Source organism: Pseudomonas sp. SWRI92 (assembly GCF_014268685.1).
GTDB classification, from domain to species: Bacteria; Pseudomonadota; Gammaproteobacteria; order Pseudomonadales; family Pseudomonadaceae; genus Aquipseudomonas; species Aquipseudomonas marvdashtae.
Genome location: NZ_JABWQY010000014.1, coordinates 66070 through 86028 on the forward strand (window position 1 = coordinate 66070; position 19959 = coordinate 86028).

The window sequence follows — 19959 nt, forward strand, 5'->3', positions numbered from 1 at the left end:
GCGCGGGCCGGCAGAAACTGCCGAAGGCTGCGATCCTTCTTTCCCGATAGGACCCGGTTGCCCGGGTGAAAACATCTGGATCGAAAGCGAAAGATCGCAGCCTTCGGCAGCTCCTGCCGCGCCGAGGTCAGATCCGGAACTGCCCCACCAGTTTGCCCAAGCGCTGGCCCAGCTCGGCCAGGCTGCGGGAGGTCTGGGCGCCAAGCTGCGTTTCGTCAGCGACGCTGTCCACCGCCACGGCAATCTGGTGCACGCTGCGGTTGATTTCCTCGGCCACGGCGGTCTGCTCTTCGGCCGCGCTGGCGATCTGGGCGTTCATCGAATTGATGGTACCGATCAACTGCGCCATGGTGTCCAGCGACGCGCCCGCCTCGTTGGCCTGCAATGACGTGCCGTCGCCCGCCTCGCTGGACCGGCGCATGGCCTCCACCGCCGCATGCGTGCCCGATTGCAGGCGGTCAATCATGCCCTGGATTTCCTGGGTGCTTTGCTGGGTTCGGCTGGCCAGGGCGCGGACTTCGTCGGCGACCACCGCAAAACCACGGCCCGCCTCGCCGGCACGCGCGGCCTCGATAGCAGCGTTGAGCGCCAGCAGGTTGGTCTGCTCGGCGATCGAACGAATCACGCCAAGCACACTGACGATCGACGCCACGTCCTGCTGCAGGCTGTCCAAAGATACGCCGCTGCTGCGGATGTCGTTTACCAGCGCATGGATCTGCTGGATGCTGCCGGCGACCACGCGCTTGGCCGATTGCCCTTCTTCGTCGGTCTGCTGGGCCGCGACGGCGGCGCCCTGGGCACTGCGAGCGACTTCCTGGGCAGCGGAGGACATCTCGTTGATCGCCGTGGCGACCTGGTCGGTTTCGTGGCGCTGGCGCTCCATGGCCTGCTCGGAACGCTGGGCCTGTTCGGACACTTGCGTTACCAGCCCGGTCAGTTGCGAGGTCATGTCGGTGATCTGCCTTACCAGGCCGTGGATCTTGTCGACGAAGCGGTTAAACGAACCGGCCAGTTGGCCCAGTTCATCCTGGCTGGTGATGGTCAAGCGCCGGGTCAGGTCGCCCTCGCCCGCCGCGATGTCATCGAGGTTGGCTTTCATCAAGTGCAGAGGACGCAGGATCGTATTGGCGAGCACCAGGCCCACCACCGCGATCACCAGCAACACCACGGCGGCGATCCCGACGATGCTCAGGATCACGCCTTGCAGGCGATCATGGACCTTGGCTTCCACCAGCGCCACCTGGGCTTCGATGCCGTCCAGGTTGACCGAGCTGCCGACCGCCATGTCCCATTTGGACAGGTAGTCGGTGTAGCCGAGCTTGGGCACCAGGTCCTTGCTGCCGGGCAGCGGCGAGCTGTATTCCAGGTAATGCGTCCCGTCCTTGGCGACTTTCACCAGGTCACGGTTGACGTAGACACCGTTCGGGTCGCGGTTGTCCTTGAAACTCTTGCCCACGCCATCGGGGCTGTTGGCCTTGAACAGGCGAATGGTCTCGGAGTCGTAGCCGAAAAAGTAGCCGTCCTTGCCGTAGCTGATATTCGACAGCAGCTTGATCGCCTGGGCGCGCGCCTCGTTATCACCGGGTGCGGCGGCATCGTACAGCGGTTTGATGGCGGTAAGCCCGACCGCGACATAATTCTGCAGCGTGGCCTTGGCCTCGCTGAGCAGGCGTTCGCGGGTCTGCTGGACTTCTTTGCTGGCCTGTTCCTTCAAGATGAACGCAGTGGTCAGACTGATGATCACCGCGGACAGCAATACCGGCAGTATTGCCAGGGACAGGACTTTAGCCTTCAAGCTCAGGCGCATGCTGTTCACTCTTGTAGGTTTTATGGCGTGGTTAGACGTGTTAACGGCACTACGCGGGAAAACTGTAGGACAAGGTGAGACGGTACGCCGAGCGGACGAGAAACCGGGACGCTGAGTTTGAAGGCTCCTTCGCGAGCCTGGTCGCGAAGGAGCCGACTGCAACTGGTGTTACAACACCATCGCCGCCACCCAACCAAACGCCAGCAGCGGTAGGTTGTAGTGGATGAAGGTTGGGACCACGGTATCCCAGATGTGGTGATGCTGGCCGTCGATGTTCAGGCCGGAGGTCGGGCCGAGGGTCGAGTCCGACGCAGGCGAGCCAGCATCGCCCAAGGCGCCGGCGGTGCCGACGATGCAGACGATCGCCAATGGGCTGAAGCCCAGTTGCAGGCACAACGGCACGAAAATCGTCGCCAGGATCGGCACGGTGGAAAACGATGAGCCGATGCCCATGGTCACCAGCAAGCCCACCAACAGCATCAGCAATACCCCGACGCCCTTGTTGTGGCCGATCCAGGCCGCTGAGGTTTCCACCAGGCTCTGGACTTCACCGGTGGCCTTCATCACTTCGGCGAACCCCGAGGCGGCGATCATGATGAAGCCGATCATCGCCATCATCTTCATGCCTTCGGTGAACAGATCGTCGGTCTCGCGCCAGCGCACCACGCCCGATACCGAGAAAATCAGGAAGCCAGCCAAGGCGCCGATGATCATCGAATCCAGCAACAGTTGAATGGCGAACGCCGCCGCAATCGCCAGACCCGCCACCAGCAGGCTCAGCGGGTTGTAGCGCACGGCCACTTGCTCGGCCTTGGCAATTTTCTTCAGGTCATAGACGCGCTTCTTGCGATACGTGATAAACGACAGCACCAGGCCAAACACCATGCCCAGCGCCGGGATGCCCATGGCGTGGGTGACGTTGATGCCACTGACGTCCACACCGCTGCGGGCGATATTGGCCAAGAGGATTTCGTTGAGGAAGATGTTGCCGAAGCCCACCGGCAGGAACATGTAGGGCGTGATCAGGCCGAAGGTCATGACGCAGGCGATCAATCGACGATCCAGTTGCAGCTTGGTCAGCACATAAAGCAGTGGCGGCACCAGCAGCGGGATGAAGGCGATGTGGATCGGCAGGATATTCTGCGAAGCGACCGCAACCGTGCCCAGCAGGCCAATCAGTACCCACTTGACGCCCGAACCACCCGCGGCGTCCTGACGATCGACCATGGCCAGGGCTTTGTCGGCCAGGGCATGGGCCATGCCTGACTTGGCGATTGCCACCGCGAAAGCGCCGAGCAAGGCGTAGGACAACGCCACTGTCGCGCCGCCGCCAAGCCCGGCATTGAACGCCTTGAGCGTCGCCTCGATGCCCAGGCCGCCCATCAAGCCGCCCACCAGTGCGCCGACAATCAGCGCGATCACCACATGCACGCGGGACAGGCTGAGCACCAGCATGACGCCAACCGCGGCAATTACTGCATTTATCATCGTTACCTCAGAGCACAGCGATGGAAAGCCACCGGACAAAAAGGTCGCGACTTTGCAGCAAGCGGCGGCAAGCTGCAAGGGTCAAGCGGCGGGTTTTGCATTCATTCCAGATGTGCCGTGTGCGGGCTTGCTTGTTCACCCAAAGGCGCCCTGCACCCGGATCAGCGCCGAGGCAGTTGGATCACGACCTTCAACCCGCCCCACTCGCTGTCGTCCAACGCCAGCGTGCCGCCCCAGGTATCAACGATGTCGCGCACGATGCCCAGCCCCAGGCCATGGCCGTCGGTCTGCTCATCCAGGCGCGTGCCGCGGCTGAAGACCTGGTCGCGGCGATCCTCGGGGATACCGGGACCGTCATCTTCCACCACCAGGCTAAAGCCCTCGGCCGTTTCGATCACGCTCAGGCGCACTTCGGCGTCGGCCCATTTGCAGGCGTTGTCCAGCAGGTTGCCCAGCAACTCCAGCAGGTCTTCGCGATCCCAAGGCAGGTGCAAGCCGGGCGGTGCGATGTAAGCCAGATGCAGATGCTCGCCATGGATCATGTTCAGGGTCGCCAGCAGCCCCGGCAGTTCGGCGTCGCAATCCAGGTGCGCGCCAGGCAAGGCATCGCCGGACAGCCGGGCGCGGTTGAGTTCGCGGTTCAGGCGCTGGCGAACCTGCTCAAGTTGTTCCAGCAGCAGCTTGCGCAACTCGGGATACGGATCGAGCTTTTCGTTCGAAGCCAGGCTTTGCAGCACCGCCAGCGGCGTCTTCAAGGCATGGCCCAGGTTGCCGAGGGCGTTGCGTGAACGCTTGAGACTGTCTTCGGTATGGGCCAGCAAATGGTTGATCTGCGCCACCAGCGGCTCCAGTTCCCTGGGCACTTGTTCGTCGAGTTGCGAGCGCTGCCCGCGCTGCAATTGGGCAATCTGCTCCCGGGCCCTCTCTAAAGGACGCAGGGCACGGTGCACGGTGAAGCGCTGCAACAACAGGATCAGCAGCAACCCCGCCAAGCCGAGGCCAACGCCAATCTGCTGCATCCGCAGGAAGCTGTCACGGACCGGCGTGTAGTCCTGGGCCACGCTGATGGAAATCGCCTGGCCCAGGCGCCGATAGTCGGTGCGCAGCACCAGCAGTTTCTGACCCTCAGGCCCCAGCTGCAGATTGCTGTGCAGGCCCGGATGATCGAGCCGCGGCAGCTCCTGGTCCCAGAGGGAGCGGGAGCGCCAATGCGTGTCGGCAAAATCGATGCGGAAGTAATGCCCGGAAAACGGCCGGAGATAAGCCGGCGACAAACGTCGCTCGTCCAGTTGCAAACCTTGCGGACCACGGACCAACGCCACCAGCAGATTCTCGCTGTCGTTGCGCAATCCCGCCTCCAGGTAGCGCTGCAAACCCAGTTCGAACAGCCACAGGCTGGTCTGCGCCAGGACCAGGCCGACCACGACCATCACGCCGATCAAGCCCAGGCTCAAGCGCCGCTGGATGGATCTCACTGCGCCTGCCCGCCGAACAGGTACCCCTGGCCGCGACGGGTTTCGATCACGCTGCGCCCCAGTTTGCGCCGCAGGTGATTGACGTGGACTTCCAGCACATTGGAATCGCGCTCGGTCTCGCCGTCGTACAGGTGCTCGGCGAGATGGCTTTTGGAGAGGATCTGTTCGGGGTGGAGCATGAAATAGCGCAACAAGCGAAACTCCGCCGCGGTCAGCTGGATTTCCGCGCCGTCACGAATCACGCACTGCCGGCCTTCGTCCAGGTGCAGCCCCGCCGCCTGGAGCGTCGGTTGGTTCGCCTGGCCGTGGGAACGACGCAACAGCGCCTGGATCCGCAGGTGCAGTTCCTCTGGATGGAACGGCTTGGTCAGGTAGTCATCGGCGCCGGCCTTGAGCCCTTCGATACGCTCCGCCCAGGATCCGCGGGCGGTGAGAATCAGCACCGGGGCGGTCAAGCCTCCGGCACGCCATTGGGCCAGGACCTCAAGCCCGGGCACCCCTGGCAGGCCAAGGTCGAGGATAATCAGGTCATAGGGCTCGCTACTGCCCTGGTAAATCGCGTCGCGACCATCGGCGAGCCAATCGACGGCGTAGCCCTGACGGGCAAGCCCGGCCATCAGCTCGTCGGCCAGGGGAACGTGATCCTCCACCAATAGCAGGCGCATCAGTCTTCCTTATCTTTGAGTAAACGGCCGGTCGCGGCCTCCAGGTCCAATTCGCGCACAACGCCATCGGTGTCCAGCAGCTCGACTTCATAAATGTAGACGCCGTTTTTTTCTTCCAGCTCGGCCTCCAACAGTTTCGCGCCCGGATGCCGGTCCAGCGCCTGCTGCAACAGCTGCTCAAGCGGCAAGATCACGCCCTGCTGGCGCAATTGCAAGGCTTCGTCCTGATCCAGGTCCCGCGCCACGGCCAGCGAACAAAATGTCAGCAGCACCAGCGCCCAGCGGCCCCGGGTGCGTTGATTAAACTTCATTACGTATCCTGATGATTCTTGAGCACCTTGCCGGTGACGGCGTCGAGCTCCAGGTCCCACTCGATGCCCTTGGCATCCCGCAGGTCCACCTTGTAACGATACTTGCCATACTCTTCCTCCAGCTCGGTATCGGTCAGGGTGGCGCCAGGGTGTTCGGCCAGGGCGGTGGCGTTGAGTTTTTCGAAAGGCAGGATGGTACCAGCGTCCAAAAGGTTTTGGGCTTCGGCGGCGCTGAGGTCTCGCGCTTGAGCCAGCCCGGCACCGATCACCAGAAGCGTCACGATGGAAAAGGCAGTCAGACGGTTCACGGGTTATCTCCTTCTTATAATCTTCACCGGACAACTGTATCGGCAGGAACTTAACTGAAACTGAATTGCCATCATTGGACCCAAGTCAAATCTGCGAGGTGTGTCGTTATAATCACCCGCTTGCCTGTATTCGAGATCGGTATGACCGCCATTCACATCAAGTACCCTGCCCTCACGCTCAAGGCCGGCCCTCGCGCCTTCCAGCGCATCCGCCAGGCCGGCCTCAAGCCCGCCGACGTCGGCATCCTTCCGGGCGCCGCCGGTGGTCCGAAGGCCTTGGGTATCCAGGGGCTGGACTTGGCATTGTTCGGCGAATGGCTGCCCGCCGCCCCGCGAGAGCGTTCGTTGATCGGCGCTTCGGTGGGTTCCTGGCGCTTTGCTAGCGCCTGCCTGCCGGACGCTGCAGAAGGAATCCGCCGCCTGGGTAGCTTGTATAACGAACAGAGCTTTGCCAAAGGCGTGACCATGGCTGGGGTCAGCCAGAGTTCGCAACGCATGCTCAATGACTTGCTTGACGGGCGCGACCTGAGCATTCTCGACAACCCGCATTACCGGCTCAACATCATGGTGGTCAAGAGCCACGGCAGCCTTGCACTGGATCACCGCGCACGGCTGGGTCTGGGCCTGTCGTCGGTGATCGCCGACAACCTGCGCGGCCGGGCGCGGTTGTCGCGGCATTTCGAACGGCTGATCGTGCACGATCCCCGCTTGGCGCCGCCGCTGCATCCGCTCACCGACTTCCCGTCGCGCTTCGTGCCGCTGGTGGCCGGCAACCTGCGCCAGGCGTTGCTGGCGTCGGGCTCGATCCCGATGGTGATGGAAGGCGTGCGCGACTTGCCTGGCGCCGGTGCCGGGACCTTCCGCGATGGCGGGTTGTTGGATTACCACCTCGACCTTCCCTACAGCGGCGAAGACATCGTCCTGTATCCGCACTTTACCGATCGGGTCATCCCCGGCTGGTTCGACAAGGGCCTGCCGTGGCGTCGCGGCAACGTCGAGCGCCTGCAGGACGTGTTGCTGCTGGCGCCGTCGCGCGAATACCTGTCCCGCCTGCCGTTCGGCAAACTGCCGGACCGCAACGACTTCAAGCGCTTCATGGGCGATGACGCGAGCCGTCGCAAATACTGGAGCACCGCGATGGACGAAAGCCGCCGGCTGGGCGACGAGTTCCTCGAGCTGGCCGCCAATGGCGGATTGAGCGAGCGTTTACTGACCCTTTAGTCAGCACGCTCGCGCAACACCTGGATCAAACTGATAAACTGCGCCGCCTGCCTCGCGCCCGCCCATTCAAAGAGCCAAATCTGTGGAAATCTTCAAGGAATTTACATTCGAATCCGCCCACCGCCTGCCTCACGTGCCGGATGGCCACAAGTGCGGTCGCCTTCATGGTCACTCGTTCAAGGTAGCAATCCACCTCAGTGGCGACATCGATCCGCACACCGGCTGGATTCGCGACTTCTCGGAAATCAAGGCGATCTTCAAGCCGCTCTACGAGCGCCTGGACCACAACTACCTTAATGACATTCCGGGCCTGGAAAATCCCACCAGCGAAGTCTTGGCCAAGTGGATCTGGAACGAGTTGAAGCCGTTGCTGCCGGAACTCAGCGCCATTCGTATCCATGAGACCTGCACCAGCGGTTGCATCTATCACGGCGAGTAAATAAATCCCCTCGCACAGGTTGTTGTCTGCAGACTCGCGTCAGGGTTTTGTGTCTATGCTTTCTGGCTCGAACATGCCAAGAGGACACAATCATGACCCACTGGCCGCTGGATCAGGTCTACAACTTCGACGGACACCCCATCCGCTACGCCGTCCAAGGCGACGGCCCGTCGCTGGTGTTTGTGCACGGCACGCCATTCTCTTCTTATGTATGGCACCGGATCGCCCCGTTGTTCTTCACCACGCATAAAGTCCATTACTTCGACCTGCTGGGTTACGGCCAGTCCGCGCAACCTGACGCCGATGTGTCTCTCGGCGTGCAGAACCGCTTGTTCGCACGGCTGCTTGAGCATTGGGGCCTGGACTGTCCAGACGTCGTGGCCCATGACTTCGGCGGTGCCACCGCCTTGCGTGCGCATCTGCTCGATGGCAAGGACTACCGAAGCCTTACGCTGATCGACCCGGTGGCTTTGTCGCCCTGGGGTTCACTTTTTGTCCAGCACGTGCGCCAACATGAAGCGGCGTTCAGCGGCTTGCCCGATTACATTCAGCGAGCCATCGTGCCGGCGTATATCCGCGGCGCAATCAAACGAGACATCCCGGACGCAGAACTGGCGCCCTATGTGCAGCCATGGCTCGGCGAGACCGGCCAGGCCGCGCTCTATCGGCAGATTGCGCAGATGGACGAGTGCTACACCCATCAGGTCCAGGACCTGTACCCGCAAGTGCGCTGCCCGACGCAAATCCTCTGGGGCGAGGATGACCAATGGATCCCCATCGAGCGCGGCCGGGCGCTGCACAACATGATTCCGGGCGCGCAGTTTCACCCGGTACCGAACGCCGGGCACTTGGTTCAGGAAGACGCGCCGGAAGCCGTCGTCGCGGCGCTGTTGCGATTTTTATTGGTGCACGTTCAGACCTGAACGCATCGTTTCGTGGAAGCGGGCCTCTGAGCCGTGTTCCAACTTGCCCCATCCCTGCTCCGCTTTTGTTCCTTGAACCCATCGGATCCACAACTTGGCTATAGATAACCGGGGATCGCTGGTTTGGCACGGCCGCTGCACGCTTGCGTTTTTCCTATTTTCCGCAAGGAACGCCACATGACTCAGAACGATCCGGGCAACGACTATCCTTTGAGCGAAGTGCCGATGCATGCGCGCAAGGGTTTGGCCTCCACGGCCATGGTGCTGTTGGGCTTCACCTTTTTCACCGCGACCATGTTTGCCGGAGGCAAGCTGGGCGTGGCGTTCGGTTTCGCCGAGATGCTCAGCGTCATCGTCATTGGCAACCTGCTGCTGGGCCTGTATGCCGCAGGCCTGGGTTACATCGCCTTCAGGAGCGGGCTCAATTCGGTGTTGATGGGGCGCTTGTGTTTCGGCGAGGTGGGCAGCAAGCTCAGCGACTTGATCCTGGGTTTCACTCAGATCGGCTGGTATGCCTGGGGCACGGCCACCGCGGCGGTGGTGCTGGGCAAGTATTTCGAACTGAACCAAGGCACGGTGCTGGGGCTGATGGTGCTGTTCGGGCTGGGGTTCTGCGCCACGGCCTACATTGGCTATCGAGGGTTGGAAATCCTCTCGTACATCGCCGTGCCGGCGATGATGTTGCTGCTGATGCTGTCCATGTGGGTAGCGACGGATAAGGTCGGCGGCCTTGACGGCCTGCTGGCGGTGGTACCCACGGGCAGCCTGGACTGGTCGACCGCGATCACGCTGGTATTTGGCACCTTTGTCAGCGGTGCTACCCAGGCGACCAACTGGACACGTTTTTCCCGCTCGGCGAAGGTCGCGGTCCTGGCCAGCCTGATTGGCTTCTTTATCGGCAACGGCCTGATGGTCCTGATCGGTGCCTACGGAGCCATCGTCTATCAGCAGCCGGACGTGGTCGAAGTCCTGTTGTTGCAGGGTTTCGCCATGGCCGCGATGGCCATGCTGCTGCTCAATATCTGGAGCACCCAGGACAACACCATCTACAATTTCGCCGTGGCCGGCTGCAACCTGCTGCGCACCCGTCGCCGCAGGACGGTCACACTGGCTGGCGCGGTGATCGGCACATTGCTGGCGCTACTGGGCATGTACGACATGCTGGTGCCTTATCTGATTCTGCTCGGCACGGTCATCCCGCCCATCGGCGGCGTGATCATGGCCGATTTCTTCTTCCGCTGGCGTGGTCGCTATCCTCGATTGGCCGAGGCGCAACTGCCGGCGTTCAATTGGCCAGGCTTATGTGCCTACGGCGTCGGCACCCTCGCGGCATTCAACTCGCCATGGATCGCGCCACTGGTAGGAATCGCCACCGGCGCGCTAACGTATGTGCTATTGATCGGCGTACTGGGTAGCCGCACCGCCACCGCGCCACTCCAAGACCTATAAAGGATTGTCCGATGCACATCATCAACGCCCGCCTGCGCAACCGCGAAGGCTTGCATGAACTGCACTTGGAAAACGGCCTGATCGCCAACATCGCCCGCCAGACCGAGGCCCCCACCCTGGGGCCCGAAGACCTCGACGCCGGCGGCAACCTGGTGGTGCCGCCCTTCGTCGAGCCGCACATCCACCTGGACGCCACCCTCACCGCCGGTGAGCCGCGCTGGAACATGAGCGGCACGCTGTTCGAGGGCATCGAGTGCTGGGGCGAACGCAAGGCCACCATCACCGAGGAAGACACCAAGACCCGCGCCAAGAAAACCCTGCAGGCCCTTGCCGCCCATGGCATCCAGCATGTGCGCACCCACGTCGACGTGACCGATCCGGCGCTCACCGCGCTTAAGGCGATGTTGGAAGTGCGCGAGGAAAGCCGTCATCTGGTCGACATGCAGATCGTGGCTTTCCCCCAGGAAGGCATCGAGTCCTACCGCAACGGCCGCGAGCTGATGGAGGAAGCCATCCGCATGGGCGCCGACGTGGTGGGCGGCATTCCGCATTTCGAATACACCCGCGACCAGGGCGTCAGCTCGGTGAAGTTCCTGATGGACCTGGCCGAGCGTACCGGCTGCCTGGTGGATGTGCATTGCGACGAAACCGACGACCCGCATTCGCGCTTCCTGGAAGTGCTCGCCGAAGAAGCCCGCAGCCGCGACATGGGCGCCAGGGTGACCGCCAGCCACACCACGGCCATGGGTTCCTACGACAATGCCTACTGCGCCAAACTGTTCCGCCTGCTGGGACATTCGGGCATCAGCTTCGTATCCTGTCCCACCGAAAGCATTCACCTGCAAGGACGCTTCGACAACTTCCCCAAACGCCGCGGCGTCACCCGCGTCAATGAGCTGCTCGAAGCCGGGATGAACGTGTGCTTCGGCCAGGATTCCATCGTCGATCCGTGGTATCCACTGGGCAACGGCAATATCCTGCGAGTGCTCGAAGCCGGCCTGCATATCTGTCATATGCTCGGCTACCGCAACCTGCAAAGCGCGCTGGACCTGGTCACTGACAACAGCGCCAAGGCCATGGCCCTGGGCGAACGCTACGGGCTGGAACCCGGACGCCCGGCGAACCTGCTGATCCTCTCGGCTGACAGCGACTACGAAGTGATCCGCAGCCAAGGCCTGCCGATCTACTCGATCCGCAACGGCGAAGTGCTGATGAAACGGCAGATGCCGGTGGTGGAATTTGGCCCGCAGTTGGGCTGAAGGGTAAAACCGGCGAGCGGGAGCTCGCCAGTGAAAACGTCATTGGCGCGCTGATACGCTATGGCAGAAGCCGCGCCGTGCCGAACAGGCTGACCCGGACCAATTCACCCGCCTGTTCCTCCAGCAGGATCGGCGCAGTGCCGCCGGGCATCACGACGCGCACCGGCCCGGCCTTCACCCAGCCCACCCGCCACGCAGCACTGGCCACGGCGCTGGCGCTGGTGCCAGACGACGCGGTGGGACCTTCGCCCCGCTCGAACACCCGGGCGTCGATACGTCCCTCGGCCGTGGGCGATGCCCACTGCAGGTTTACCCCCGCCAAACAGGGCAACCCCGTCCCGCCGGGCGCCGCATAGGCAATACGAGCCAGGTTTTGCGACAGCGGCTCGGCGCGCATCTGTGCAAGGCTCGGCAGCGCGGCCGCGTCATCCACCAAGGTCACGCAATGAGGATTGCCGATGCGCACGAACTGGCTGTAGCACCAGGCCAGGTTCAATGCATGAAGCGGTGGAACGCGACTCACGTCGCACTGGTTGAACGTCACGCTTTCCGTGCCTTCGGCATCGACGGCCAAGGGACCGAACGACGGTGCGCCCAAGTCCAGCCAAAAGCCTTTGACACCTTCGAATTCAGCGGCGCGAACCGATGTTTGCAGTGGTGAACCGCCGTGCTTGTCGTGATGAACCTGTAGCAGGCAGTCATCATCCTCCGGCAGCCATCCTCGTTCTTGCAGCGACAGGGAGAAAATCGTCAGCCCATTGCCACTGCGCTCGGCCAGTGTGCCGTCGGTATTGACGATCAGCAGATCAAAGGGCGGCTCGTCCTGGAACGGGCCGATCAATAAACCGTCACTGCGATGGGCCTTGGCGTCCGGCGGCGCCTTTCCCGGTGCCCAACCGCAGAAGGCCTGCACGGCGGCGGTGCTCCAGGCTTCGCGCGTTTGTGCGGCCTGGGCGGCAGACAGCGGCAAGTCAATGCCATGGGCACGGACCTGCTGCGGTGAAACCACGCCATAAATATTGCCACGCGCATCATAAAATCGTGTCATGCACCTGATCCGGTCAACCAGCGAAAGAATCGCCACTTTATGCCGGCTGGGCCCACAGGGGCAAAGCTTGTGGTGGGTGCGAACATCGCGTCGGCACCTTGGGGTCGCAGCGAGGTCAGTGGATATGCAAGCATAGGCCCCCACCTGCATCACCGCACCGCACGAAAGCCAAGGACGTTTCATGACTGCAATTACACCCCCTCCCACATTTGTTCCCGGACGCCTGGAACAGATGTCCACCCGCATCGCCTATCTCATCGCAGGTATCGGCATCGCCGCCTGGGCGCCGTTGGTGCCTTACGCCAAGGCGCGGGCGAATCTGGACGAAGGCACCCTCGGGTTGCTGCTGCTGTGCCTTGGGGTCGGGTCGATCCTGGCGATGCCGATTTCCGGCGCGCTGGCGACGCGGTTCGGCTGCCGTCGGGTGCTCAGTGGCGGCACGATCCTGATCTGCCTGGCCTTGCCGCTGCTGGCGACGATGACCTCGCTACCCTGGCTGGTGGCGGCACTGTTCCTGTTCGGCGCCGGGCTCGGGACCGTGGACTCGACCGTGAACCTGCAGGCGGTGATCGTCGAGCGGGCCAGTGGCAAGACCATGATGTCGGGCTTCCACGGCATGTTCAGCCTCGGCGGGATCATCGGCGCGGCGGGTGTGAGCGCCCTGCTCGGCCTGGGGCTGTCGCCGCTGGCGGCGACCCTGGTGGTCAACGCGGTGTTGCTGGTGGCGTTGTTCAAGGCTGCGCCGCACCTGTTGCCCTACGGCAGTGAAAGCTCGGGGCCGGCGTTTGCCATCCCCCATGGCGTGGTGCTGTTTATCGGTATCCTGTGCTTTATCGTGTTCCTGGCCGAAGGTGCGGTACTGGACTGGAGCGCGGTGTTCCTGACCACCGAGCGCGCGGTGGATACCGCCTACGCCGGGCTGGGTTATGCCGCGTTTGCGCTGACCATGACCGTCGGCCGGTTGACGGGCGATTCCGTGGTGCATCGCCTGGGTGCCAGGCGCGTGATCATCTATGGCGGCTCGATCGCCGCAGCGGGCTTTTTCATGGCGACTCTCGCCCCAATGTGGCAAGCGGCGCTGCTCGGCTATGCGCTGGTCGGCGCCGGGTGCTCGAACATCGTGCCAGTGCTCTACACCGCCGTCGGCAAACAGACCCTGATGCCGGAAGCCATTGCCGTCCCGGCCATCACCACCATCGGCTACGCCGGCATCCTCGCCGGCCCGGCGCTGATAGGGTTCGTTGCCCATGGCAGCAGCTTGAGCATCGCGTTCGGTTTGATTGCGATGTCGTTGGTAGCGGTGGCGGCCAGTGGGAAGGTGTTGAAGGTCTGAAGCCTTGTAGATTCACCCGTGGCGAGGGAGCTTGCTCCCTCTCCACAGGATTGTATTCCAGCCTGCAAAAGGCGAAGCAAACGTATCACCCCTCGCGTGCGGTCGGTGGGGGCGAGCGGGCCCGCTCCCACACATTGCAGCGCCAGGGCGGCTAGAACCGACACACCGCCGCCGCTCCGCTATCGGTCGGCATGACATGCTCGGGTGGTACGACGATCACTTCACCGCCTTGCCGGGTCACGGCCAGGATCAATTCATCCAGCACATCCGGGGCTTGTTCGTCGCCGGTTTCGTCGATGATGAGCCTGCCCTTGTCCGGGTCGAGCTGACCGGGAACCTGCCGTTCGGCCTCTACCAGCAGCAACGCGACACGACTCTCCCAAGCGGCCTTGGCAATGTTGGCCAGGTTGTCCAACGCCCGTCCCTGCCCCACCGCGACGCCGTAACGATTCAGGCTGTCGACCACTCGGTCGGCGTGGCTGTGGGCCATGAGTTTCGAGCACTGGACCCGCAACTCTTCCAGGCCCAACCGCGAAGGATCCCCTTCGATGCCCTGCGCCAGCACGTTCGGGTTATGGCTGACGGCACGGAACACCGCCTGGTTTTCCGGCAGGGCCACGACAATCATCGGTAGCCCCGAAGGTTGCGAATGGTATTGCAGGATGGCTTTGTCCACAGCACGGAAAAACCGCTCTCGGTCCAGGTTGATTTCATCTTGCTTACCGCCGCCGGCGGACTCATGCATCATCGGATCGCCGCGCTCGCTGCTGCGGCTGAAACCGTTGGGAAAGCCTTGCTGGTCGCCCGAGGTCAGGTCGTCGCCCAAGGCCTCGTTCTGGTTACGCGGAACCTGTTCGGCCAACTCGACTTTTTCCAGCTGCTCGCAAGAGCCCTCGTACAACCAGACTTCATTACGGGTCAGGCACAGCACTTGATATCGTTCGGTTGACTGGACCAGCCGCAGCAGCGGCTTGAGGTAAGGATGGCTATTGGCGAAGGCGCATTGCGGCAAACGCTGGTTCACGGCGATGACTTTGAAATAGTCACGGGCACCAAACACCGCGATGCCGTCGCGATTGGAGTTCCAGAAATCCTGGTCGTCCACCAGCGCATGAAAAGGCTCGAGCAACGGCGTGCAATCGAGGCCAGGGTGCTGGTTTTCCAGTTGGGTTTGCAGTTCGCGCACCAGGTTCTTGTAGCGAATCGGGTCCTGGCTGCGCTCCGGGAATGTGCGGTGTGTGGGCATATACAACGAAAGGCTCGGCTGTTCGTCGAACGCCAGGAGCTCGGCCAGCACTTGTTGGCTGAAGGGTTGATGAGCGGTCATGATTGTCTCCTTATTCTTTGCCACGAGCCTCTTGGTTTTCGAGGAAATCCTCCTCCAACATGGCGTCTACCATTTCCGGCGGAGCTTCATCCACAGGGGCAGTCACGCGTCCCATGGATTCGACGGCGGGGTTGAGTTTGCCGATCTGATGATCGAGCGCATGCAGCATTTTCTCGGCGGCGCCCTCCACCGCCAGCTCCAGGCTTTCAGCCTTGTGACTAACGGAAATGGCCGCAACGCCTTGCAGGCGCGCCTCGATCTGGCAGCGTTTGTCAGCGGCGCCGCCCTTCTGGGCGTTCTCGTCGCTGACGTGGATTTCGACGCGGGCCAGTTGATCTTCGAAACGCTGCAGCGCGTCCACCACCGTGCTGCCGACCCACTCCTGCAATCGGGCACTGCCTTCGATATGGTTGCTGTTGACTTGAACTTGCATGATCGACTCCTTTGCAAAAGACGGCTGACGCCGCCTGTTGTAGGTAGAAGAAGATCCAGCGGGCGAAGTTCCCGGCGCGGGATGACTGGCCAATGCCCTGGCCAAACGCAGCGGCTATGAATAAAAAAACGGGAGCGCTGCGAAGCGCTCCCGCTTTTTTTTCCAATGCGCGATTGAGCGCCTCAAGCCTCGGGCATTTTCCGGAAGCCCACCGCCAGCCGGTTCCAGCCATTGATGGCGTTGATTGCCACGGTCAGGTCGACCATTTCCTTGGGCGTGAAGTGCTCGCTCAGCAATGCGTAGTCTGCGTCGGGAGCATGGGTCTCGCTCAGGCGTGTGAGTGCTTCGGTCCAGGCCAGGGCGGCGCGTTCGCGGCCGGTAAAGAATGGCGCCTCGCGCCAGGCAGTCACGGCATACAGTCGACGTTCAGTCTCGCCGCTCTTGCGCGCGTCGGCAGTGTGCATGTCGATGCAGAACGCACAGCCGTTGATTTGCGAAGAGCGCAGCTTGACCAGTTCGAGCAGGGACTTTTCCAGGCCCAGTTTCGAGACCGCGGTTTCCAGGGCCAGCATGGCTTTGTAGGCATCAGGGGAAGCGGCGTAGAAATCGATACGTGGTTGCATCTTGAACTCCTGGACAATTGGGGTGTGGCGCTACGTTAGCCCTGCACAGGCGCGGGACAAATAGCCAATTGTTGGGAAGTTCGGGTGGCCAATGAAGACCGGGTTTACCGATGGAAATGACCGCAAGTCTTTGTGTCAGACCCGACTGCGCAGCCACTGCAAAAAACGCTTCTTGGCGATCGGCTTGGGCACGTCGCGGGTCAGGTTCTGGGCCAAGTGCATGCGCACGTCCAGCAGGTTTGTCATCGCGTCGCTGATGTCGCGGCGGGCATCCAGGCAGGGTCTGAGGTAACTGTTCTCGATGCGATAAAGGGTACAGAAAGTCTTGGCCGAGAAACTTGCCAGGGTGGCTTGCTCGGAGACAATCCCGGCTTCGCCAATCACCTCGCCCGGCCCCATGCGCGCGGCTTCGAATGGTTGGCCGTTGCGAATCAGGGTGACGCTGATCACGCCGGTTTCGATGATGAACAAATGATCGCTGACCTCACCGGCGGGCAGGATCATGTCACCGGCGCGAAAGGTCTGCAACGTCATGTTCTGGCTGAAGGTATCCTTTTCATCCGGGCGCAGCGTAGAGAAAATGCTGGAGCTCTCCAACAGCGCCCGCGGACGCGATGCCCCCATCGCAGCGGTGCTTTCGCCGGTGGACAACAGGCTGACGCCCGACGCCTGCAAATGCCGGAACGCCAAGTCGAACAATTGATTGCGTACTTCGCGCTTCTGCCCCATTGAAGCCACGAACCCGCTGATCTCGTATTCCGCGCCAGCGCTTCCCGTGCTTTTGAGCGTTACGCAAGGCGCCGGGCTGGCGAGCAGCGCGCGGCAGCCGATCATTGCCCGCTCCAGCGCGTCGATTACCTTTTGCGGACGCGCGTGAGGACTGACCTGCAAGCTCACGGACAAGCCATGCATATCGCTGGGCCGGCTGAAGTTGACGATCTTGGCCTTCGCCGCGAGTGAGTTTGGAATCACCGCCATACTGCCCTGGGAAGTCTGCAACCGTGTCGCCCGCCAGTCGATGTCGGTGACCCGGCCTTCGGTGCCATCAATGGAAATCCAATCATCGACTTGATAGGGCTTGGTGGTGTTGAGCACGATCCCGGAGAACACATCGCTGAGCGTGCTCTGCAAGGCCAGGCCGACGATGATCGCCATCGCACCGGACGTCGCCAGCACGCCCTTGACCGGCAGATCCAGCACGTAGGCCAACGCCGCGATGACAGCAACCAGGAAGATCACCGCGCCGAGCAGATCCTGCAGCAATCGCCCGGTATGGCCGACCCGTTGCATCATGACCGCGCCGATCATGACCGTCAGGGTCCGCGCGGCGAACAGCCACCAGGCAATCTGCAAACCGGTCGCGGCCAAGTGCCGTGGCACATCGTCGACCCACTGCGCCGGCTCCATGGGATTGAGCCCTTCGTTGAACAGCAGCATGCTGAACAACGAAAAAATCACCAGCCGCCCGCCGATTTTCCAATAGGTCCGATCAACACTGACCAGCCGCCACAACAGCAAGTCGAGCACAAGCAACGCCAGGGCACTGAGCAGCGGGTGATCGGTGATCAGGGACAGCATCAGGGGACAGCTCCAGAAGGTCATTGGCGAGAAGATTGGCACAGAATCAGCCGGCTGTAGAGATCGCCGAAAGAACCTTGTAGGAGCGCGCTGCGCCTCAGCCGTCCATACCCCCGAAGCGCCCGGAATGGAAATCCTCGAAGGCCTGGTGGATTTCCTGCTCGCTGTTCATCACGAACGGACCATGGCCGACGATGGGTTCATCGATCGGTTCGCCGCTGAGCAGCAGCAATACCGCGTCGGTGTCGGCGTGCAGGTTCAATTGATCACCGGCGCGCTCGAACAGGGCCAATTGCCCCGCCTCCACCCGCTCGCGACCATTGGCCTGGACCGAGCCACGCAGCACGACCAACGCGGTGCTGTGGCCTTCATGCAGGTCGAGCGTCAGGTCCTTGCCGGCATTCAGGCGGATATCCCAGACGTCGATGGGGGTGAAGGTCTTCGCCGGGCCTTGATGGCCCTCGAACGTACCCGCAATCAGGCGCAGGCTGCCGGCGGCGTCCTTCAGGGCGATGTTCGGGATGTCTCCCTTGAGCAGGGTCTGGTAGCCGGCCGGCGCCATTTTGTCCTTGGCTGGCAGGTTGACCCACAATTGGACCATTTCCATGAAACCACCCTGCCGGGCAAAAGCTTCGGAATGAAACTCTTCATGGATGATCCCAGAAGCGGCGGTCATCCACTGCACATCTCCGGGGCCGATCTTGCCGCCGCTGCCGGTGGAGTCCCGGTGTTCCAGCTCGCCCTGGTAGACGATGGTCACGGTCTCGAAACCGCGATGCGGGTGCTGGCCGACGCCACGACGTTCATGGGTGGGCGCAAATTCGGTGGGGGCCGCATGGTCCAGCAGCAGAAATGGGCTGATGTGCTTGCCCAGGTTATCGTAGGAAAATAGCGTGCGAACCGGGAAGCCGTCGCCGACCCAGTGCGGCCTTGGACTGGTGTAGAGGCCAATAATCTGTTTCAAGCTGCGTCTCCAAATCAGGTAATGCGATTCGATGAACACAGCTTAAAACCCACGACGTTAGTTCACCAGACTGCAAAAATCGGTCTTAGCGTTCTATTCACAGAACGGTGATTTTCAAAGCTGATTGCGCTTGGCAAACTCTGACAGGCCCACCAGGGAATTCAACCCAAGCTTTTCCAACAGGCGGGTCTTGTAGGTGCTGACTGTCTTGGGGCTCAGGAACAACGCCTCGGCGATGTCCTTGCCTCGCATGCCCATCGCCAGCATCCGTAAAATGGAAAGCTCGCGCGTGGACAGCCTCTCCAGCGCCTGCTGCTCGGATTGTTGTTGGAAATCCAGCCTGACGGGCATCTGGGGGAAATAGGAATAGCCGGACTTCATGGCGTGAATGGCCTTGATCAGCTCTTTCAAATCGCTTTTCTTGGTCACGAACCCCCTGGCCCCGGCCGAGATACAGCGATTGCAGAAATGCTGGGCATCCTGGGAGGTGAACACCAGCACGGCGCACCCCGGATACTGGCCAGTGATCCAGACCAACAGGTCCAGGCCATCGAAACCGTTCATCACCAGGTCCAGGATCACCAGCTCCGGAACATCGTCCTTGATGCGGGTCCTGGCCTCGGTCGCGCCGCTGACATCCGTGACAGCGAATCCTTCGTTCTGGCAGACAAGCCGCAGCGCCCCTCGGATGACAGGGTGGTCATCGACAATCAGTACTTTTTTCAATACAGCTCCCCGGAGTCAATGCAAACGGCGCCGACGCCATGACTGCACCGGACTGTTACACAGGTAATTGGTCGCGCCACCTGTCAGATCTGACAGTGCCGACCAACGGCGCGCATCAGCCGCCGTGCCCTTGTCTGACGGTGCCTCCCCAGGGTTGGGCCGACTCGCTGGCCTCGGGATCGACGCCCTTCATCAGGCGCCGCAGCGAAACAGCATCGGGTAACTGGGCGGTAGTCATTTGCAAACTGGCTCGTCCACTGGCGGGCAACGTCCCCAGCGCAGCTTCCTGAGTGTTATAGATCAGGCCATGACGGACTTGCGGGTTATCGAGACAGAACCCAGGCAGGTCCAGCGCACCCTCTGCCAAGATGGCGTTGACGACAACCAGGTCGAACGGCTCGCAGCCATAGTCCACCAACGTCAGGAACTCATGCACGTCACTCACCGGCGCAATGCGGAAATAGCCCAGGTGATTGAACAGGCGTTCCAACTGCATTCGGTGAAAATGCAACGGGTCGGCAATCATGATACGTAATGCTTTATTTGGCATGGCAGGCATTCCAATGGCGACGCGACAGGTAC

General features: G+C 61.9%; 20 protein-coding genes. 6 read left to right on the forward strand and 14 right to left on the reverse strand.

Annotation, left to right across the window (positions count from 1 at the left end):
* Nucleotides 1–127: 127 nt before the first annotated feature.
* The 6 genes from HU762_RS20005 to HU762_RS20030 all read right to left on the reverse strand — a co-directional run bounded on the left by HU762_RS20005 (nucleotide 128) and on the right by HU762_RS20030 (nucleotide 6054).
* Nucleotides 128–1807 (reverse strand): methyl-accepting chemotaxis protein, encoded by a 1680-nt coding sequence (locus HU762_RS20005; protein ID WP_186614859.1) that lies wholly within the window; start codon nucleotides 1805–1807, stop codon nucleotides 128–130.
* 168 nt (nucleotides 1808–1975) lie between these two features.
* Nucleotides 1976–3292 (reverse strand): Na+/H+ antiporter NhaC family protein, encoded by a 1317-nt coding sequence (locus tag HU762_RS20010; protein ID WP_186640020.1) that lies wholly within the window; start codon nucleotides 3290–3292, stop codon nucleotides 1976–1978.
* 164 nt (nucleotides 3293–3456) lie between these two features.
* Nucleotides 3457–4770 (reverse strand): ATP-binding protein, encoded by a 1314-nt coding sequence (locus HU762_RS20015; RefSeq protein ID WP_186639926.1) that lies wholly within the window; start codon nucleotides 4768–4770, stop codon nucleotides 3457–3459.
* The gene (locus tag HU762_RS20020) at nucleotides 4767–5435 is read right to left on the reverse strand and encodes a response regulator transcription factor (RefSeq protein ID WP_186639928.1); all 669 of its coding nucleotides are present in this window, start codon (nucleotides 5433–5435) and stop codon (nucleotides 4767–4769) included. The genes HU762_RS20015 and HU762_RS20020 overlap by 4 nt, the downstream gene beginning before the upstream one ends.
* Nucleotides 5435–5746 (reverse strand): PepSY domain-containing protein, encoded by a 312-nt coding sequence (locus HU762_RS20025; RefSeq protein ID WP_186614850.1) that lies wholly within the window; start codon nucleotides 5744–5746, stop codon nucleotides 5435–5437. The genes HU762_RS20020 and HU762_RS20025 overlap by 1 nt, the downstream gene beginning before the upstream one ends.
* Nucleotides 5746–6054 (reverse strand): PepSY domain-containing protein, encoded by a 309-nt coding sequence (locus tag HU762_RS20030; protein WP_186639930.1) that lies wholly within the window; start codon nucleotides 6052–6054, stop codon nucleotides 5746–5748. The genes HU762_RS20025 and HU762_RS20030 overlap by 1 nt, the downstream gene beginning before the upstream one ends.
* Before the next feature lie 141 nt (nucleotides 6055–6195).
* Between HU762_RS20030 and HU762_RS20035 the strand changes: the two genes are divergently transcribed.
* The 5 genes from HU762_RS20035 to codA all read left to right on the forward strand — a co-directional run bounded on the left by HU762_RS20035 (nucleotide 6196) and on the right by codA (nucleotide 11345).
* On the forward strand, nucleotides 6196–7275 hold the full coding sequence (locus tag HU762_RS20035; protein ID WP_186639932.1) for a patatin-like phospholipase family protein: 1080 nt from the start codon (nucleotides 6196–6198) through the stop codon (nucleotides 7273–7275).
* Between the two features lie 82 nt (nucleotides 7276–7357).
* The gene (gene queD, locus HU762_RS20040) at nucleotides 7358–7714 is read left to right on the forward strand and encodes a 6-carboxytetrahydropterin synthase QueD (RefSeq protein WP_003203918.1); all 357 of its coding nucleotides are present in this window, start codon (nucleotides 7358–7360) and stop codon (nucleotides 7712–7714) included.
* A gap of 92 nt (nucleotides 7715–7806) precedes the next feature.
* Nucleotides 7807–8637, forward strand: coding sequence for an alpha/beta hydrolase (locus HU762_RS20045; RefSeq protein ID WP_186639933.1), 831 nt, complete (start codon nucleotides 7807–7809; stop codon nucleotides 8635–8637).
* Between the two features lie 177 nt (nucleotides 8638–8814).
* Nucleotides 8815–10086, forward strand: coding sequence for a cytosine permease (gene codB, locus HU762_RS20050; RefSeq protein ID WP_186639935.1), 1272 nt, complete (start codon nucleotides 8815–8817; stop codon nucleotides 10084–10086).
* Nucleotides 10087–10097: 11 nt separating this feature from the next.
* Nucleotides 10098–11345, forward strand: a complete 1248-nt coding sequence (codA, locus tag HU762_RS20055; protein WP_186639937.1) for a cytosine deaminase — start codon at nucleotides 10098–10100, stop codon at nucleotides 11343–11345.
* A gap of 58 nt (nucleotides 11346–11403) precedes the next feature.
* On the opposite strand, the gene HU762_RS20060 is transcribed toward codA, so the two are convergent.
* Complete coding sequence (locus HU762_RS20060; protein ID WP_186639939.1) at nucleotides 11404–12393, reverse strand: diaminopimelate epimerase; 990 nt, start codon at nucleotides 12391–12393, stop codon at nucleotides 11404–11406.
* A 181-nt stretch (nucleotides 12394–12574) separates the two neighbouring features.
* On the opposite strand from HU762_RS20060, the gene HU762_RS20065 reads away from it, so the two are divergent.
* Complete coding sequence (locus HU762_RS20065) at nucleotides 12575–13726, forward strand: MFS transporter (protein WP_186639941.1); 1152 nt, start codon at nucleotides 12575–12577, stop codon at nucleotides 13724–13726.
* Nucleotides 13727–13877: 151 nt separating this feature from the next.
* On the opposite strand, the gene HU762_RS20070 is transcribed toward HU762_RS20065, so the two are convergent.
* From HU762_RS20070 to HU762_RS20100, 7 genes are all read right to left on the reverse strand, one after another.
* Complete coding sequence (locus HU762_RS20070; protein WP_186639943.1) at nucleotides 13878–15053, reverse strand: hypothetical protein; 1176 nt, start codon at nucleotides 15051–15053, stop codon at nucleotides 13878–13880.
* 10 nt (nucleotides 15054–15063) lie between these two features.
* Nucleotides 15064–15486 (reverse strand): HPF/RaiA family ribosome-associated protein, encoded by a 423-nt coding sequence (locus tag HU762_RS20075; RefSeq protein WP_186639945.1) that lies wholly within the window; start codon nucleotides 15484–15486, stop codon nucleotides 15064–15066.
* A gap of 182 nt (nucleotides 15487–15668) precedes the next feature.
* Nucleotides 15669–16109 (reverse strand): carboxymuconolactone decarboxylase family protein, encoded by a 441-nt coding sequence (locus HU762_RS20080; RefSeq protein ID WP_186639947.1) that lies wholly within the window; start codon nucleotides 16107–16109, stop codon nucleotides 15669–15671.
* A gap of 135 nt (nucleotides 16110–16244) precedes the next feature.
* Nucleotides 16245–17687 (reverse strand): mechanosensitive ion channel family protein, encoded by a 1443-nt coding sequence (locus tag HU762_RS20085; protein ID WP_186639949.1) that lies wholly within the window; start codon nucleotides 17685–17687, stop codon nucleotides 16245–16247.
* A gap of 97 nt (nucleotides 17688–17784) precedes the next feature.
* Nucleotides 17785–18651 carry a pirin family protein gene (locus HU762_RS20090; RefSeq protein WP_186639951.1) on the reverse strand — a complete coding sequence of 289 codons (867 nt, stop codon included), beginning with the start codon at nucleotides 18649–18651 and terminating at the stop codon, nucleotides 17785–17787.
* Nucleotides 18652–18765: 114 nt separating this feature from the next.
* Nucleotides 18766–19377 (reverse strand): response regulator transcription factor, encoded by a 612-nt coding sequence (locus HU762_RS20095; RefSeq protein WP_186639954.1) that lies wholly within the window; start codon nucleotides 19375–19377, stop codon nucleotides 18766–18768.
* A 115-nt stretch (nucleotides 19378–19492) separates the two neighbouring features.
* On the reverse strand, nucleotides 19493–19927 hold the full coding sequence (locus HU762_RS20100) for a response regulator (protein ID WP_186639955.1): 435 nt from the start codon (nucleotides 19925–19927) through the stop codon (nucleotides 19493–19495).
* Nucleotides 19928–19959: the final 32 nt, after the last annotated feature.

Coding starts and splice junctions, on each gene's coding strand:
- HU762_RS20005 (WP_186614859.1), bottom strand. CDS start 1,807: ATGCGCCTGAGCTTGAAGGCTAAAGTCCTGTCCCTGGCAATACTGCCG.
- HU762_RS20020 (WP_186639928.1), bottom strand. CDS start 5,435: ATGCGCCTGCTATTGGTGGAGGATCACGTTCCCCTGGCCGACGAGCTG.
- HU762_RS20025 (WP_186614850.1), bottom strand. CDS start 5,746: ATGAAGTTTAATCAACGCACCCGGGGCCGCTGGGCGCTGGTGCTGCTG.
- HU762_RS20035 (WP_186639932.1), top strand. CDS start 6,196: ATGACCGCCATTCACATCAAGTACCCTGCCCTCACGCTCAAGGCCGGC.
- HU762_RS20045 (WP_186639933.1), top strand. CDS start 7,807: ATGACCCACTGGCCGCTGGATCAGGTCTACAACTTCGACGGACACCCC.
- codB (WP_186639935.1), top strand. CDS start 8,815: ATGACTCAGAACGATCCGGGCAACGACTATCCTTTGAGCGAAGTGCCG.
- codA (WP_186639937.1), top strand. CDS start 10,098: ATGCACATCATCAACGCCCGCCTGCGCAACCGCGAAGGCTTGCATGAA.
- HU762_RS20060 (WP_186639939.1), bottom strand. CDS start 12,393: ATGACACGATTTTATGATGCGCGTGGCAATATTTATGGCGTGGTTTCA.
- HU762_RS20065 (WP_186639941.1), top strand. CDS start 12,575: ATGACTGCAATTACACCCCCTCCCACATTTGTTCCCGGACGCCTGGAA.
- HU762_RS20070 (WP_186639943.1), bottom strand. CDS start 15,053: ATGACCGCTCATCAACCCTTCAGCCAACAAGTGCTGGCCGAGCTCCTG.
- HU762_RS20075 (WP_186639945.1), bottom strand. CDS start 15,486: ATGCAAGTTCAAGTCAACAGCAACCATATCGAAGGCAGTGCCCGATTG.
- HU762_RS20080 (WP_186639947.1), bottom strand. CDS start 16,109: ATGCAACCACGTATCGATTTCTACGCCGCTTCCCCTGATGCCTACAAA.
- HU762_RS20085 (WP_186639949.1), bottom strand. CDS start 17,687: ATGCTGTCCCTGATCACCGATCACCCGCTGCTCAGTGCCCTGGCGTTG.
- HU762_RS20100 (WP_186639955.1), bottom strand. CDS start 19,927: ATGCCAAATAAAGCATTACGTATCATGATTGCCGACCCGTTGCATTTT.